Raw genomic sequence first — 14840 nt, 5'->3', positions numbered from 1 at the left:
TTTATTCCTCCCGTTTTAATTCTTTTGGTATTTTAAAGTAAATCGTCGTTCCATTAGAAGTGGTCTTAATTTTAAAAGTTAACTGGTCCCCATACAGTACATGCAGCCGTTGTTTGACATTTTTTAGTCCTGTTCCGGTTCCAGTAGGCGAATTAGGATCATATGCATTACTTTCAATGGCCTTCATAATATGTGCAGGAATCCCTTTGCCATTATCAGTGACAGCAATTTGAAGATACGCTTCATCCCCTGTCACTTGAATACGGATGAGTTGTATTTTTTCATGTTCATTAACGGCATGCTTGACTGCATTTTCAACTAACATCTGAATCGTAAAGGGTGGAATTAGATAGTGCAATAATGTTTCATCAATTTCACGTTCAATGACATATCGTTCTGGAAAACGTGCGTGTTCAATTTTTAAATACGCTCGTACATGTTTTAATTCATCTTGCAACATAATTTTTGATTGATTCGCACCTGTAATATTCGCTCGGAAATAATGACTCAATTCTAATAACATCTCTCGTGCTTGTTTTGCATCCACTCGTGTTAATGCCGCAATGGTATTCACTGTGTTAAAAAAGAAATGAGGATTAATTTGCGCTTGTAATGCTTTAATTTCAGCATCTTTTAGCAAGGTCACTTGCTCATTAGCATCATACAATGTTAACTGTAAGGATAACATTTCACTTAGTCCCGTTGCAATTTCTAATAACAATTCTTCATCTTCTTGATCTGATTGAAATCCCATTAAGATTTCTCCTAAAATTTGTTCTCTTGCACATAATGGCAATGTGAGGATGAGTTGATTGGTTGATTGATTACGAACACAGCCTAAGCAAGGGAAAACTGCTACTTCTTCTCGTTTTAATTGAATATTTTGGATATCTTGTAAGCATTCATTGGATAAACAATTCGGACGTTGCGCTAGAAGGTGATCTTGTTTACGTAACACAATAAATTCAGGTTGTAATACTTCGTACAAAGATGTAACTGTCGATTCGACTGACTCATCTGTCAATCCATGGCTCAATTGGCGTAGTAATTGCGTCGCTAAACGAAACACATGACGAGTTTGTTCAACTCGTGTCATCTCTACTTCTCGTATAGTCGACTGTATAATTGACATAAACACAGTTGATCCCAGTGTGTTCGCAAAAATCATCGGTACACTAATTAATTGAATAAAATAAAGTGCTTGTTCTTTTTGGTGGCTAAATAAATAAATTAAAATCATTTGCACAATTTCCATACTAGCACCAAGTAAAGCAATATTTCTAATATTAACATTTTTTAGTCGTTCAATATAGCGTACATGATACCAACTACTCACACAACTAATAATAAGAGAAGACCAAACATACGTTAAAACATGTGCACCACCTTGTGTATATCGAAAAGCGGCTGATACTATGCCAACAGGTATCCCTACTGCTGGTCCTCCGATTGCACCTGCCATTCCAATCGTCAGTACACGTGTATTAGCTAAAACTGATTGAGGCCCCAATTTAAAACGACTTAATGTTAGAATGGAACGTGTTTCTGTAATCTCCACACCCGTTGCATTGGATAGAAGAACAAACGATATAAATACAAATAATAAAATAATAATAGATTTCTTTTTTTGTGGGGCTAAAATAGCTTGACGAAATACGGAAATACGAACTAATAAATAAGCTAGTAAAATAATTAATCCCACTCGCTCAATTAATAATAGGGCTAAATAAGCCATCCAATCAATCCTTCCTAATGACTATCATTTTTCATAATTTGTTCATCACTCCACTTTGGATTCATTAAAGCAGAACTCCTATTTTACTATATACTATTTACAACATTTTTTTCACTCTTTCAGCAAATTCGTATTCAACAAAAAAGATTGAATAACTTTATTTAGTCATTCAATCTTCTCTCGTTATAATTTTGTCCATTTTTTCCCGATAAACAATTTCGCAATTAGTATAACTACTAAGACGAGCGCTAACATCACTGTAATAGTCGCTCCGGGTGGGGTGTCAAATTGATAAGAGGCAATTAAACCTCCATACATACCTAACACACTCACTAAAATCCCCGTAATAAATACATATTTAAAATTCGGCGTTAATTGCAAAGCAATCGCTCCCGGTAATACAATAATTGCGGAAATCAATAGCGCTCCAGCAATTGGCATTAACACACTAATCACCGCTCCAGTAACAACTGTAAAAATTGTGGACATCAAACGAACTGGTAACCCCGCCGTATGTGCTGTATCTGGATCAAAGATTAGAACGTATAATGGTCTTCTGAAAATGAAATATGCACTAACTGTTAAAATAGTTAACATAAATAATAAGCGGACTTGTTCCTCTGTAATGGCAATAATTGAACCGAATAAAAATTGATTGATCGTCATCGTTGTCCGATTGGATATCAAGCTCATTAATATTAATGCGACAGCCATCCCCGTTGACATGAGTATCGCAATTGAGACTTCAGAATACCCATTGAAACGATCCGATACAAACTCAATTCCCGCTGCTGTCAAAATTACAATAGCCAAAGTCGACCACGTTGGATTCAAACCAACCATTAATCCCAACCCAATTCCGACGAGCGAAACGTGTGATAACGTATCAGCCATTAAAGACTGTCTTCTTAAAATTAAAAAGACACCTAATATCGGTGCGATAATCCCCATTAACGTGGCACTGAGGAACGCTCTCTGCATGAAGCTATAGAAAAACATTTCCATGGTAAGTCTTCCCTTCTTTCTAAACGAATATGGCCATCACCTGCAGCAATTTCATCATCATGGTGCGTCACCATTAAGACACTTTTGCCATGTTTGTGACAACTATGACGAAGTAAATCGATAAATTCTTTACGACTTTCAACATCCATCCCGGTTGTCGGTTCATCTAAAATAAGTAAGTCTGGATTTAAAGCAAAAATACGCGCTAAACAAATTCGTTGTTTTTGACCGCCTGATAATTGGCCAATTTGGCGCTTACGGTAATCCCACATACCTACTGATTTCAAAGCTTTCTCAATATGCATATGATCATGTGCAGTTAATCGCTTAAACCAACGCCCTTTTTGAAAACGTCCACTCGCCACCAACTCATAAACTGTACTTGGAAAACCACTATTAAATGAAGCGATTTGTTGTGGCAAATAGCCAATAGTAAACGATTCACCGTCATTATTTTTTTTAGGAATCATCACATTGCCACTATCTGGTGTTAATAACCCTAAAATACTACGTAACAAGGTTGATTTAGCCGCACCATTTTCACCTGTTAAAATGTACATTTCACCTTTAGGCACAACAAAGGAAATATCAGATAAAACTTGTTCTCCATCATATGAGAACGTTAATTGATCAACTTCTAAATAATTCATAATAACCTGCACTCCTTTCCTCTCTCATTCCGTTCATTGATTCGAACATGTAAATCCAAATGATTACGATAACTCTAATAAGAATAACTATCAAACGCATCTGTGTCAAGTTTTTCAGTCATTTCACTTTGATTTAAAATGAAGTTTTGTACAATTAATAGAGTTGGTAATCATATTGGTAGTTTTTATACTTTAAACTCGCTATAATGGGGATAAAGAGAGGAGGTTTTTTGTATGTTAAAAGAATTCAAAACATTTTTAATGCGTGGTAACGTCATGGAATTAGCTGTTGGGGTAATTATTGGGGGCGCGTTTAAAGCCATTGTAGACTCACTTGTAGCAGATATTATAATGCCTATCATCAATGCATTATCTGGTTCAGCAGACGTTTCAGACTTAGCGATTAAAATAGGTCCTGCTCAATTACAATATGGTAATTTTTTACAAGCTATTATTAATTTTGTAATTATTGGATTTGTCCTATTTATTATGGTGAAAGCAATGAACACAATGGCTGCTCGCTTTGCTAAGAAAAATGAAGAACCTGAGTCAGCACCAATTCCAACTTCTGAAGATTACTTACGTGAAATTCGTGATCTATTACAAGAGAAAAAAATATAACTCTTTATTATCATAAGAACGATACAAAAAGACTCAGCTATTTAGGCTAAGTCTTTTTATTTACTATTTAATTATATTTGTCGTTGAGTTTTTAAATCTACTGTCAATACTTTGCACGTATTACACACATACGCTTCTGTTTTTGGTCTTCTTAGAAAAGATGACATATTTTTTAGCGTAATGCCTCCCTTAGCAAATACACCTGCTAATAATTTCGTATTTTCTGGTTGCCATTTAATCGCATAACGATCACCTAACAAATAGCCTTTTGCCATTTTTGAATCACATGTTGTACATTTCATTCAATCACTCCTCGTATTTTACCAATCATACTGCAAATATGATATTTAAACAAGTAAATATAGTCTTTTGATGTTTTATTTACATTTTTTATTGATTTGATCTAAACTATCATGTTTTATTTTCTTTCATTGTAAGATGTGAATAAAAAGATAATTATTTGTTAATTGATTAGATCATTTTTTCTATTTATCCACATTTAATGTGAAAAGTGAATTTAAACCTCAACTTATCCACAAAAAAATCCCTTCTTAAGTAAGAAAGGACTCTTTTTTAACATTATTTAAAAGTTATTAACAAATTATTCACACATTGACAGGCTTTATTCACATTTCCCACCTGAATTATCAACATTTTATTCACAAACCATTTATTTCTTCGGTTGTGCAGTTTTTAATGCATGTAACAACATTTTATACTGCCCTTTAAACGATAACACTTGATTAAAAATATCTTCTCCATCATTCAACATTTTTACCGTTACCCAACCGACTGTTTCTGTAATCATACTGGCAACAGAAGCATTAATTGCCGCACCTGAAACTGTTCCAACAACAGGAATAAATTTCATGATATTTCCCACCGTACTACGACCTAAACTTACCACTGCAATTTCTTTACTTAAACTTTTCCCTAAGCTAGCAGACCATGATTGTCCAAAAATTTTATGTAAACGAGCCATCATTGTCAACTGGATTGGAACAAGTAATGCAGCGTCCGAAAAAGGAATAGGAGATAATCCAACAATTGCTGCTGATACCGCAGCTGCATGAATCGTTCGATGACATTTTTTCCGTGTTTCAGCATCTACACCCACTAAAAATTCATCAAATATACTTTCAAATTGTCGTTGACTTTTACTTATCATTTCTTCCGCTTGATTTTTTGTTTTATCGTATGTTTTGTCCAAAATAGCCGCTGATGTTTCTGGGAATTGCGCTAACATCTCTTTAAAAAACACTTCTACCTCTTGATTAGACATTGAATCATCTAGTGTTGACTGATCACTAACATGATTAATCGTAATAGGTTGTGCTGCTTTCTTTTTCTTTTTAAACCATCTTTTCATTCATTTCTCTCCTGTCGTATTCAAACATTATTGAATAGCGTGGACACATTAATAACGTACTTCAAAATTATTATTAACTTGTGCTTGAATGGTTGGGTGTTTTTCTAAATAATTCGCAATTAACTCAGATACATCGATTTGAACTTCACGTATCACCTTGTCGGCACCAAACATATCATAATTACCGCCACCAACCGCACGATATTGATTAACGACAACTTCTAATTCCTCATCCATCTCAATCGGCTGTCCGTTGCGCTCAAAACGCGTCACACGTTCACCAACTGGTTGTCGTACATCAATTGTATAATCTACGCCTTCATACATATCATAATTATAATGCTTTGGCTTTGGATATTTAAATGATTCGCTCATTGTCAATTGTCCTTGCTCGTCATAATCAAAGTATTCGGCAGATTGTTCAATGGCTGCTTTTAAGTCGCGTCCCGTTATTTTCACAACAGCTAATGTGTTTGGATAAATATAATTCACTAATATATCTCTCATACGAATATTTTCTTCAAACCCTGGACTCGTTTGGCTAAATAAAGCAGTTCCTGAAATAGTTGTTTGAGCTGCATCCATTTGAACACGTTGCACAAACTCAATATATGGATGCTCATGTACACGAGCTTCAAATGGATCTGTAATACGCATATCTCCTGATACATGACCGATTGATTGATCTAACCAATTCTGAACTTGTTGTTCTTGTTCTTCTAATGCTTGACGTATTGATTCATCCATCTCGTAATCTGACGTATCAATTAATTCTGGTAAAGCATTATTGACATGCCACGCACCATTAATTTGATCAATATCTAAAACTATCTTTCCAACATAACGTCCTTTTTCTCCCGGTTGAATCACCGGCACGCCGTGAATATGTGTGGCAATCGTTCGATGTTGATGGCCCGTTAAGAGCACGTCAATTTCGGGAACATCCATTAATAATTGGTAGCCTTCATTTTCTCCTGTTAGTAACTCGGTAGGCTCGCCTGTTTCTAAGTCACGTTCAAATCCTCCATGATAGCTTACAATAAAGACATCCATTTCATCTTTTAATTGTTCATAGTAGTCTTTGACTGTATCGACTACGCTACGGAATGTTAATCCTTCAATTGTTTGAGGCTTTTCCCAATTTGGAATATATTGTGTAGTGACTCCAAGTATTCCTACTCGACAGCCATCAAAATTAAAAATACGGTACGGTTGACCAAAAAATGGTTCGCCCGCTGCATTTAAAATATTTGCTGATAAAACAGGATAAGCTAATGCTTCCACTGCTTTATTTAAATACTCTCTTCCATAATTCCATTCATGATTTCCGCAAATAGCAACATCGTAACCAATTTGATTGTATGCTTTAATCAACTCCGTCGGTTCCTTATTTTCTTTCGCAACAAAATAACTATAAGCTGAACCTTGTAAAAAGTCACCATTGTCAACCGCAATAACAGGTCCCGGTGCATTTTTCTTTTCTTCTTTTATAACGGTTGCGGCTTTTAAAGCCCCGAATGGATGTTGGTACGCTCGGCTACTATAATCAGTTGGATACAAATAGCCATGTATATCACTTGTTTCTAAAATTGTTAATTTCATCATTTATCCTCGCGTTCTATCAGATTCTAAATAGTCAAGCCATGCTTTGGCGTGATAAGGCATTTGGGCAACTGGTCGTGCCACACGATACCCTGCTTGTTCAAAGCTTGCTTGCATCACTTCTGGTCGGAAGCTATGCCATGGAATAACCATTTTTGGTTGTGCCCATTCTAGCACTTGAAGTAACTCTTCTGGCAGACCATGTCCTGAAACGCCTCCTGATACCCAACGATACTGTTTTGACTCTAGTTCATCAACTAGTACTTGGTAACGTGGATCGTAAGCTCCTAGAGGCTCTCCGTTCGAATGAACATATGGTGTTCCTGGTTCAAACCCTGCAATATCATCTGTTTGGAAACGTACTAGCCATGTATACTTTTCTGGTTCTTGATGCATTAATTGTATTTGTTCTTCAGAGGTCACTACTGTTTTTTCCGCACTTAATGGGAAGAATGCTTTTAATACATTTCTATAACTAGCTGGTAAAACGAGCGTCCGTCCTTGTTCACTGGTTACTTCTTGGAATAACTTTAAACGTTCAGGATTACGTGGATATGTATTAATAAACATCATTTGGTGCTTATCATTCGCTTCAGCTAATTCTTTTCGCATTACTTCTCGCAATTCTTCTTCTGTTTTTATACCTACACGAGTCGGATCTAAATCAAAACTATACATTGTTCCTTCTATTAAGAAAAAGTCTGGTTCGAATTCACGTGCTTTTTTTGCCCACTCTGCTACTCGTTCTGGATGATGACCTGTTAAACGTAAATCACCTGAATGAATCACTCGTACATCTGGAGCTTCTACAAATATAGCACCTGCACCAATTGTATCATGATCACTCACATGCATTGTTACTTTAAGGTCACCAAATTGTTTAGTTTCTCCCGATTGAACCGGTATAAATGAAGCACCATAAGATACTTCTAGCCCCTCTTTCACTAGCGTATTATATAAATCTACCGTCTCTTCTAATGCATAAATTTGAGCTTCTGGTGTAATGAATGGTAATGCACCAACATGATCTAAATGTAAATGCGAAATAAATACTATAATTGGTCGATCATCTTTTTGCTCAAAACGCTCCAGAGCGATTACTTCTGGTTTACTTCCTTTGAATACGCCAGGAATAGGTGGCAAGGCATGATGCAATATTTGCTCTTCATACGCATTATTTAATGGTCGTAGCGTATGATCTTTAACGCCCATTGTTGTCCCGAAATCCGTAAATAAACGAACTTGTTCTGTCGCAATTTCAACTATGTTTCCTCCGATAGTATTTAGTCCTGCCCAAAAAGTAATTGTTGTCATTATTCTCTCCCTTTCATCTTACCATTCCAACTCACGACTATTCATCATGAACAGTCCATTATATCAAAACTTTCATAAAGTTTCAGTTTTTTATCTATTTACTCTGCATCATTTATCTTGTTAAATGAGTAACTGCCCTTCTCATCCTCTAAGCCAAAAGACATATCACACTTACCGTTAACTCCTTTTAATTCCTAATTTAACATAACCCATAGTCTGTACTTGTTTATTATCTTTAACTTAGCAAAAAAATAAAAAAACTTCAAAAGAAATTTCCCTCATCATTTTGCAAATAAAAAGTACCTCACTTGCTATTAAGCAAATGAGGCACTTGTTTTTATTCAATGATTATTTATTTTAATTATTTGCTTTTGTTCACAATTTCTGTTGTTTGTTTTTGTAAGTTTTTCAAAACATCTGCTGGTTTAGCGTCACCAGAAATAATTTGATCGATTGCTTGTAATGCGATGTTACGGTATTCACCACTACCAACAAATTTAGCTTGGTTTTTACCATAAGGCAATTCTTTAATTGCTGCTTCTTGACGTGGATTTTCTTTTAAGAATTCTTGATATTCTTTTGATTCAACGCCGCCTTTAGTAATTGGCAAGTAACCTGTTTGAATCGCCCAATCTGCTGTTTGTTCTGCTTCAAGCAAGAATTTAATAAAGTTAATAGCACCAGCCATTTGTTCTTTTGATGCAGATTTAAACACTGTTAAATCATTTCCAGCAAACAATGTTAATGGTTCGCCTTCACCAAATACTGGAATTTCTGCTGTTGACCAGTTTAATTTATTTTCTTCAGCAACTGGTTCCACATGCGCAATCCCTGCACTTGAGCCGATGTATAATGCTGATTGTCCACGACCAAAGATTCCTGAATAGTATCCTTCTTCTCCGGCTGTGTTAATCCAGTTATTATCCAAACCTTCTTTGATAAATTCTAAAGTTTCAACTATTTTAGGTGAATCTATATCAATATTTTTAAGGTCTTCAGAAATCCAGTCCGCACCATTTTGACGCGCCATTGTTTCTAATTCCATTAATACATCATTTTCAAGACCCATTGCGACACGGTCGTCGCCTTTAGCTTTCATTGCTTCGCCTAACTTTTTAACATCATCCCATGTTTTGATTTCTGTCATGTTATATTCTTTTAAAATATCTTCATTGACGAACATAATACGTGCTGATTTTGAGAATGGCATTGAGTAAGTTTTGCCATCAAATTTAGTACCTTCCATGAAGCCTGGATAAATTTGATCTAATTCATCTTGTTTAAATCCATCTTCTGTCATTAAAACGTCATCTAATGGTGCTAAGATACCTGCTCCTGCGAAATCTGGAACATTTGAAGGAGTTGCTTGCGCGATTGTTGGCAATGTTTTACTTGATCCTGCTGCCATGATTGATTGAGTTAATGTTTTGTAATCACCTTGGTTTTGTTCGATTACTTTATATTTATCTTGTGATTCATTATACTCATCAACTAACTTAGTTAATGCTTCTTGGTGAGGACCATTCATTGCATGCCATAGTGTAATTTCTACTACGCCATCTTTTTTTGAGTCAGCTTTTTTACTGTCTGATCCTCCAGTAGAACATGCTGCTAATAATGTTGCTGAAGCTACAAGCGTTAAACCTTTTGTCCATTGATTCATTACTTATCTTCTCCTCTTTGTCATACGTATTTTTGTTACTGCTCTATTTATACCATAACTTTTGTCAACTTACCATATATAAATTAACCTTTTAAACCACTCTTTGCAATCCCTTGAATAATGTACTTTTGCAAGAAAATATATACGATAATCATTGGGAAAATAACTATTGTACTTGCTGCCATTAATAATTCAAACTGTGTTCCTGCTTCTGTGGTAAATGCTTGTAACCCAACAGGTAATGTACGTAATGACTGATCATTCGTTACAACTAACGGCCACATAAATGAGTTCCAACTCCCGATAACTTTCAAAATCGTTACCGCTACAATAGATGATTTAGCTAACGGCACCATAACGGTCCATAAATATCTAAAATCACTACATCCATCTACTTTAGCCGCATAATAAATTTCATTTGGAATACCTTCGAATGCTTGTTTTAATGTAAATACCGAAAATACACTGGCCAACCATGGAACGATTAAAGCAAGATATGTATTAATCCATCCAAAACGAGATAACGTAACGTAATTTGAAATAAGTAATAATTCACCAGGAACCATCATAGTCGCTAAAATTAACGTGAACAACACATTTTTTCCATAGAATTTAAGTCGGCTAAATGCAAAAGCCGCTAAAATAGATGTAACAATTTCTCCTGAAGTTGTTAAAGATGTTACAAACAATGAGTTTAAGAAATACCTACCGAACGGTGCTGCTTCTAATGCTTCTTGATAATTGCTAATCCGAATAATTTCTGGAATCCATATCGGTGGCATTTGTAGTGCTTCACCTGCTGATTTAATTGACGTCGATACCATCCAAAAGAAAGGAAGTAACATCGTTAAAGCACCTAGTGTTAATAACACATAAAAAATGATTTTACTCATTCGTTGTGTATTCATGTGATCCTCCTATACTTTGACTAATTTTTTACTTCCCCACATTTGAACTAGTGAGAAAATTAAAATAATAACGAATAACACGATACCAGCTGCTGCAGCTAAGCCATATTTAAATTCTTGATAGAATTTTGAATATAGATAGAATACAACAGTCATTGTTGATTTTAGTGGTCCAGGCTGTGCGTTAAATAAAGCATACACTTCATCAAACACTTTGAACGCATTAATTACACCAATGATTGATATTAAGAACGTTGTTGGGCTTAATAGAGGCAATGTTACGTTAGTAAATCGTTGCCATGCTTTAGCACCATCAATTTTCGCTGCTTGGTAATAACTTTGATCAATATTGTTTAATCCCACTAAAAATAGAATAATGTTAAATCCTAATCCACGCCAAATCGCCATAATAATCATCGCACTCATTGCGTATTTAGGGCTTGTAAGCCACGCAATTGGATCGATTCCGACTAATGATAAGAAATAGTTCATTAAACCAAAATTACCATTATAAATCCAACGAAAAACAATTGAAATAGCAACTGTACTCGTTACAAATGGTAAAAAATAAATTGTTCTAAAGAACGTTGATAGCGTCTTAATTTGTGTTAGCATATATGCCACACCCAATGAAATCGTCATAGATACAGGTACTACAAATAATACGTATGTAAATGTATTTTTTAACGCTAACCAAAAATCAGGATCTTTAAACAACGTCACAAAATTGTCAATTCCGTATGCGTAAACCTCATTATTAAAAAAGTCGTAGTCTGTATAGAAACTCATTAATAAACTTTTGACAATCGGGTATAAATTAAACGTCCCCAAAACTAACAACATTGGTGCTAAATATAGCAACGCGACTCCAGTTGATTTTAAGGTTGGTTTTTCTTGCATTAGTTTGGCACCTCAATTCGATCACCCATTGCATCAAACAATAATCGATCTTGTTGATCCACTGTTAAATGAATTGTTTCACCTGCTATATAAGAAGTATTAATTGGTGCCACAACAGTAACCATCTTATTACCTGTTTTAACATGAATGGTTACATCTTTACCAATCGCTTCTACACGGTCAATAATACCCGTTAATAAGCTATTTTCTGAGGTAGTAATCACCCATTTTTCTGCACGCACACCAATTGTTGCGACTAATTGTTTCATTTCTAAAGGCAGAAAATCTAATGCATGCTCAAAGTTCATTTCTTCTCCAATATTGAACGTATTGATAATTGGATTTCCAATAAATTGAGCAATAAATAAGTTTGCAGGATCTTGATATAAATCAGTTGGTGATGCTTGTTGTTGCATAATTCCACTATTAAGAACCATCACGTCATCTGAAATACTCAATGCTTCTTCTTGATCATGCGTTACGAAAATCGTTGTAATATGTGTTTCTTGTTGAATCCGACGAATTTCTTCACGCATTTCAATTCTCAATCGTGCATCTAAGTTTGAAAGAGGCTCATCCATTAATAAAATAGCTGGCCGCTTAGCTAACGCACGCGCAATTGCTACACGCTGTTGTTGTCCACCGGATAGTTGCTTTGGCTTTTTATGTAAATGTTCTTCAATCTGAACAAGTTTGGCTAACTCAGCTGCTCTTTCTTTTCTTTCTTTCTTAGGTACCCGTTCCATTTTTAAAGGAAACATAATATTTTCTTCTACTGTTAAATGTGGATAAAGTGCATAATTTTGAAACACCATTCCTACACGACGTTTTACTGCGTCCTTTGGTGTAACATCTTCATCCCCAAAAAATATTTTTCCTTTCGTTGGTGAAGTTAACCCCGAAATTAAAAATAATGTGGTCGACTTACCACACCCACTTGGTCCTAAAATTGAAACCAAACTATCAGACGGAATAACAAAACTCATGTCATCCAACACATTTCTATCTCCGTATGACATCGTTACGTTTTCAAAACGTACATCCATTTAATGATCCTCCTCTTTCGTTAGCGAATCCAAATCAATTCATGATTTTTCATCAAATTCATTTTATCGCCTTATTATCATAGCCTAAATGATACCATAGTCGCAACTAATTTCATACACTTTAACATGAAAGGACGGAAGATAAGTTTTCACAATGTCAGCCTATTATAATCTTTGTTATAATAGGAAGTGAAATTAAAAGGAGGGATTGTTTGTCACATAGTAAAGCAAGCGAAAAAGTAGAAGTAACATATAGTCAATTATTTATTTCAATGCTTTATTTAAGCGGATTTACATTCGGTGGTGGTTATGTGATTGTCACTTTAATGAAGCGTCAATTTGTTAATCAAAATCATTGGCTTGATGAAAATGAAATGATCGACTTAATTGCAATTGCTCAATCAAGTCCTGGAGCGATCGCAATTAATGCTGCTATTATCGTCGGATACAAATTAAAGGGATTGTTAGGCGTAATAACCACTGTCATTGCTACTATACTGCCACCTTTTTTTATTATTGCTCTGATGTCTTATTTTTACTCAATTGTTCAGGATAATTTTTGGCTTTCTACTCTTTTAGACGGTATGCAAGCGAGTGTTAGTGCACTAATAACTTCCGTTACATTTGAAATGGCGACCAATATCATTCATTTAAGAAAAAATCTATTAATAGGCATCATGATTATGTCATTTGTTCTTAACTTATTCGCACATGTCAATGTCATTTGGCTCATTTTATTTTCAGGACTTATTGGATTAGTTATTGGTCATTTGAAGAAGGAGTGGCTTATATGATTTTGTGGGAATTATTTCTTAGTTTTTTAAAAATTGGAATGTTTAGCTTTGGTGGTGGATATGCTGCTTTGCCATTAATACAAAACGAAGTCATTGAACAACATCATTGGTTAAGTATACAAGATTTCACTAATTTAATTACTATTTCCCAAATGACTCCTGGACCAATTGCTATAAATTCTGCAACATTTGTCGGTTTTCGTATCGCTGGATTTCAAGGCGCAATAGTTGCAACACTTGGATCAATTACACCCGCTTTTTTCATTGTTCTTAGCTTAGCCTACTTATATCAGCGTTATAAAAAATTAAATAGTCTACAGTACCTCTTACAAGGGCTCAGACCGACTATTGTCGCTTTAATTGGAACAGCAGGGATTATATTAATACGCAGTTCATTGTTTGCTAATTCATCTCTAAAGCCTTTAGTATTTACTAATGTTAATTGGCGCATGTTATGTTTAATAATAATGTCTTTTATCGCATTCACAAAAACAAAATGGCATCCCATCCTTATAATGTTACTAACAGGACTTTTAAATGTATTAATTGTTTTTATCCAACAATTACTTTAAATGAAAGCACGTGTGTAAAAAATTATTATATTAGTAACTGAATCGATAGTAAAAAATACATCTATAATCTATTTAATCTAGCAAATTAATCAATTCAACAAGTTCGATTCTTTTTTACTTTAAAACACAAAAAGCTCACCTTTATTATGAATTATTTCCCCATAATAAAAGTGAGTTTTTATGTAGTTTTTTCTATTAAGTTATCGTTCAAAAAAACAAAAAAAGCCGATTTCTCGACTTTTACCGTTTATATTACTCCGCAAGTAGGACTCGAACCTACGACATCGTGATTAACAGTCACGCGCTACTACCAACTGAGCTATTGCGGATTAATGCATGGCAACGTCCTACCCTCACAGGGGGAAACCCCCAACTACTATCGGCGCAAAGAAGCTTAACGACTGTGTTCGAGATGGGAACAGGTGTGTCCTTCTTGCTATCGTCACCACACATATATTGAGTGTTTTTGTTCACTCAAAACTGAATCTAACAGTTAAACCATTTACCGCTATCATGTATCATTCGTCTATTTGGTTAAGTCCTCGATTGATTAGTACTCGTCCGCTCCATGTATCACTACACTTCCACTTCGAGCCTATCGACCTGATCGTCTTTCAGGAATCTTACTCTTTTAAAAAGATGGGAAATCTCATCTTGAGGG

At 35.0% G+C, this 14840-nt stretch carries 14 protein-coding genes, 1 tRNA gene and 2 rRNA genes; 3 read left to right on the top strand and 14 right to left on the bottom strand.

What is annotated here, in order from left to right:
- Window position 1: 1 nt before the first annotated feature.
- The 3 genes from L866_RS0103755 to L866_RS0103745 form a co-directional block, all read right to left on the bottom strand.
- Entirely contained in the window at window positions 2-1735 is a 1734-nt protein-coding gene (locus tag L866_RS0103755; protein ID WP_025729296.1) for a LytS/YhcK type 5TM receptor domain-containing protein, read from the bottom strand.
- A gap of 183 nt (window positions 1736-1918) precedes the next feature.
- Window positions 1919-2740, bottom strand: coding sequence for a metal ABC transporter permease (locus L866_RS0103750; protein WP_025729294.1), 822 nt, complete (start codon window positions 2738-2740; stop codon window positions 1919-1921).
- Window positions 2686-3390 carry a metal ABC transporter ATP-binding protein gene (locus tag L866_RS0103745; RefSeq protein ID WP_025729292.1) on the bottom strand — a complete coding sequence of 235 codons (705 nt, stop codon included), beginning with the start codon at window positions 3388-3390 and terminating at the stop codon, window positions 2686-2688. Before L866_RS0103745 ends, L866_RS0103750 begins: the two co-directional genes overlap by 55 nt.
- Before the next feature lie 234 nt (window positions 3391-3624).
- On the opposite strand from L866_RS0103745, the gene mscL reads away from it, so the two are divergent.
- Window positions 3625-4011: a large conductance mechanosensitive channel protein MscL gene (mscL, locus tag L866_RS0103740; RefSeq protein ID WP_025729290.1), complete on the top strand. Its 387-nt coding sequence runs from the start codon at window positions 3625-3627 to the stop codon at window positions 4009-4011.
- 71 nt (window positions 4012-4082) lie between these two features.
- Here the strand turns inward: mscL and L866_RS0103735 are convergent, their stop codons facing one another.
- The 8 genes from L866_RS0103735 to L866_RS0103700 all read right to left on the bottom strand — a co-directional run bounded on the left by L866_RS0103735 (window position 4083) and on the right by L866_RS0103700 (window position 12813).
- On the bottom strand, window positions 4083-4313 hold the full coding sequence (locus tag L866_RS0103735) for a PF20097 family protein (RefSeq protein ID WP_025729288.1): 231 nt from the start codon (window positions 4311-4313) through the stop codon (window positions 4083-4085).
- Window positions 4314-4681: 368 nt separating this feature from the next.
- Entirely contained in the window at window positions 4682-5380 is a 699-nt protein-coding gene (locus tag L866_RS0103730; protein ID WP_025729286.1) for a YcjF family protein, read from the bottom strand.
- 48 nt (window positions 5381-5428) lie between these two features.
- Window positions 5429-6982 carry a bifunctional metallophosphatase/5'-nucleotidase gene (locus tag L866_RS0103725; RefSeq protein ID WP_025729284.1) on the bottom strand — a complete coding sequence of 518 codons (1554 nt, stop codon included), beginning with the start codon at window positions 6980-6982 and terminating at the stop codon, window positions 5429-5431.
- A gap of 3 nt (window positions 6983-6985) precedes the next feature.
- Window positions 6986-8296, bottom strand: coding sequence for an MBL fold metallo-hydrolase (locus L866_RS0103720; protein WP_025729282.1), 1311 nt, complete (start codon window positions 8294-8296; stop codon window positions 6986-6988).
- A 361-nt stretch (window positions 8297-8657) separates the two neighbouring features.
- Entirely contained in the window at window positions 8658-9959 is a 1302-nt protein-coding gene (locus L866_RS0103715) for an ABC transporter substrate-binding protein (protein WP_025729279.1), read from the bottom strand.
- A gap of 83 nt (window positions 9960-10042) precedes the next feature.
- The gene (locus tag L866_RS0103710) at window positions 10043-10867 is read right to left on the bottom strand and encodes a carbohydrate ABC transporter permease (RefSeq protein ID WP_025729278.1); all 825 of its coding nucleotides are present in this window, start codon (window positions 10865-10867) and stop codon (window positions 10043-10045) included.
- 9 nt (window positions 10868-10876) lie between these two features.
- On the bottom strand, window positions 10877-11767 hold the full coding sequence (locus L866_RS0103705) for a carbohydrate ABC transporter permease (protein WP_025729277.1): 891 nt from the start codon (window positions 11765-11767) through the stop codon (window positions 10877-10879).
- Window positions 11767-12813 (bottom strand): ABC transporter ATP-binding protein, encoded by a 1047-nt coding sequence (locus L866_RS0103700; RefSeq protein WP_025729276.1) that lies wholly within the window; start codon window positions 12811-12813, stop codon window positions 11767-11769. Before L866_RS0103700 ends, L866_RS0103705 begins: the two co-directional genes overlap by 1 nt.
- Before the next feature lie 212 nt (window positions 12814-13025).
- On the opposite strand from L866_RS0103700, the gene L866_RS0103695 reads away from it, so the two are divergent.
- Both L866_RS0103695 and L866_RS0103690 read left to right on the top strand, forming a co-directional pair.
- On the top strand, window positions 13026-13607 hold the full coding sequence (locus tag L866_RS0103695; RefSeq protein WP_025729275.1) for a chromate transporter: 582 nt from the start codon (window positions 13026-13028) through the stop codon (window positions 13605-13607).
- Window positions 13604-14179: a chromate transporter gene (locus L866_RS0103690; RefSeq protein WP_025729273.1), complete on the top strand. Its 576-nt coding sequence runs from the start codon at window positions 13604-13606 to the stop codon at window positions 14177-14179. The genes L866_RS0103695 and L866_RS0103690 overlap by 4 nt, the downstream gene beginning before the upstream one ends.
- Window positions 14180-14434: 255 nt before the next feature.
- On the opposite strand, the gene L866_RS0103685 is transcribed toward L866_RS0103690, so the two are convergent.
- From L866_RS0103685 to L866_RS0103675, 3 genes are all read right to left on the bottom strand, one after another.
- Window positions 14435-14508 (bottom strand) — tRNA-Asn (locus tag L866_RS0103685).
- Window positions 14509-14513: 5 nt separating this feature from the next.
- A 5S ribosomal RNA gene (gene rrf, locus L866_RS0103680) occupies window positions 14514-14629 on the bottom strand.
- An 80-nt stretch (window positions 14630-14709) separates the two neighbouring features.
- Window positions 14710-14840: ribosomal RNA gene (locus tag L866_RS0103675) — 23S ribosomal RNA — on the bottom strand; the annotation flags it as partial.

The organism is Atopobacter phocae ATCC BAA-285 (genome assembly GCF_000526675.1).
GTDB lineage: Bacteria > Bacillota > Bacilli > Lactobacillales > Aerococcaceae > Atopobacter > Atopobacter phocae.
The sequence above is the reverse complement of the archived record's forward strand: the minus strand, read 5'-3'. Positions and strand labels throughout refer to the sequence as shown.

Excerpts from the sequence above, each read along its gene's own strand:
- L866_RS0103755 (WP_025729296.1), bottom strand. The coding sequence starts at position 1,735 with ATGGCTTATTTAGCCCTATTATTAATTGAGCGAGTGGGATTAATTATT.
- L866_RS0103750 (WP_025729294.1), bottom strand. The coding sequence starts at position 2,740 with ATGGAAATGTTTTTCTATAGCTTCATGCAGAGAGCGTTCCTCAGTGCC.
- L866_RS0103745 (WP_025729292.1), bottom strand. The coding sequence starts at position 3,390 with ATGAATTATTTAGAAGTTGATCAATTAACGTTCTCATATGATGGAGAA.
- mscL (WP_025729290.1), top strand. The coding sequence starts at position 3,625 with ATGTTAAAAGAATTCAAAACATTTTTAATGCGTGGTAACGTCATGGAA.
- L866_RS0103735 (WP_025729288.1), bottom strand. The coding sequence starts at position 4,313 with ATGAAATGTACAACATGTGATTCAAAAATGGCAAAAGGCTATTTGTTA.
- L866_RS0103730 (WP_025729286.1), bottom strand. The coding sequence starts at position 5,380 with ATGAAAAGATGGTTTAAAAAGAAAAAGAAAGCAGCACAACCTATTACG.
- L866_RS0103725 (WP_025729284.1), bottom strand. The coding sequence starts at position 6,982 with ATGAAATTAACAATTTTAGAAACAAGTGATATACATGGCTATTTGTAT.
- L866_RS0103720 (WP_025729282.1), bottom strand. The coding sequence starts at position 8,296 with ATGACAACAATTACTTTTTGGGCAGGACTAAATACTATCGGAGGAAAC.
- L866_RS0103715 (WP_025729279.1), bottom strand. The coding sequence starts at position 9,959 with ATGAATCAATGGACAAAAGGTTTAACGCTTGTAGCTTCAGCAACATTA.
- L866_RS0103710 (WP_025729278.1), bottom strand. The coding sequence starts at position 10,867 with ATGAATACACAACGAATGAGTAAAATCATTTTTTATGTGTTATTAACA.
- L866_RS0103705 (WP_025729277.1), bottom strand. The coding sequence starts at position 11,767 with ATGCAAGAAAAACCAACCTTAAAATCAACTGGAGTCGCGTTGCTATAT.
- L866_RS0103700 (WP_025729276.1), bottom strand. The coding sequence starts at position 12,813 with ATGGATGTACGTTTTGAAAACGTAACGATGTCATACGGAGATAGAAAT.
- L866_RS0103690 (WP_025729273.1), top strand. The coding sequence starts at position 13,604 with ATGATTTTGTGGGAATTATTTCTTAGTTTTTTAAAAATTGGAATGTTT.